Source organism: Xenorhabdus griffiniae (assembly GCF_001028135.1).
Classification (GTDB): Bacteria; Pseudomonadota; Gammaproteobacteria; order Enterobacterales; family Enterobacteriaceae; genus Xenorhabdus; species Xenorhabdus bakwenae.
Map to the genome: position 1 here is coordinate 1 of NZ_LDNM01000194.1, position 909 is coordinate 909.

Consider the following 909-nt stretch of genomic DNA (forward strand, 5'->3'; position numbering starts at 1 on the left):
ATGACCATCGTTTTCCCCATCCCTGCATCGCCATAGATAACGTTGATTTCGCCGTCCATATGGGCGAGGCGGCAGACTTCCAGTCCTTTACGGGCGGTATACGTTGCAATGAAGGCGGGTTTCAGGTGACGTACCTTTTCCCGGTCACGTTCGCGGCGGATAAACTGTTCCAGCTGGGTTTCCAGTGTGGCGGTATTGCCCACGTATTTACCCTGTAGATACTGGTTAATCATGGCGGTGCTGCGGCCAATGCCCCGCGCCACTTGCGCCTGTGAAAACCCTTTCTCTTCCATTAATTCCGTCAGTTCTTGAACAAGAGACATCATAACCCCCTAAAATATTAGTAATTTCCTGCATCTTTCATATGCTGTTCAAATTCCGTTTGCAGGAAGGAATAGCTGCGGTTCGGTATAGCGGCGTTTTCTGGTGCCGGAATAAATCCGCCAAAGTCCGGCAATGGCTTAGATTCCAGAACAGGCCGGGCTTCCGCCTCAATTTCCTGCCGTTTATCCTCAACCCGCGCCAGACGACGATTGCGGCGGGCTTCCACGGCTTTCGCCATCGCCGTGGTGGGTACAGCGGCGACCTTGTTGCCGTCCCAGATAGCGGTACAGACATAGCGACCATCCATTCTGCGGATGATGACTTCCCCGGCATCGTGAATGTCGTAGGCCACCCGCACGCTTTCGCCATCCACCTCGATCAGGTTCTCAGCAAAATATTGGTTATTGTTGAACTCCACCCAGCCACGCTGGGCGATACGGGTGACCTCCGGCATAAACATCTCGCGCAGTTCAATCTGGGTCAGGTATTCGATTTCATCCCCTTCGGTTTCCAGCACTATTTTGCGGTAGACTGCCGCCGTCATGTGGCGGCCGTTGTGTTTGGGCAGTTCGCTGTGCTCATGCC

Annotated in this window: 1 protein-coding gene and 1 pseudogene; both read right to left on the reverse strand. The window is 53.9% G+C overall.

Translation table 11 applies throughout. From position 1 onward, the window contains the following. Positions 1–323: pseudogene (locus tag AAY47_RS19630) on the reverse strand (transcriptional regulator); the annotation flags it as partial. Between the two features lie 17 nt (positions 324–340). Beyond that, positions 341–868: a Mu transposase C-terminal domain-containing protein gene (locus AAY47_RS19635; RefSeq protein ID WP_152669847.1), complete on the reverse strand. Its 528-nt coding sequence runs from the start codon at positions 866–868 to the stop codon at positions 341–343. Between the last annotated feature and the right edge of the window lie 41 nt (positions 869–909).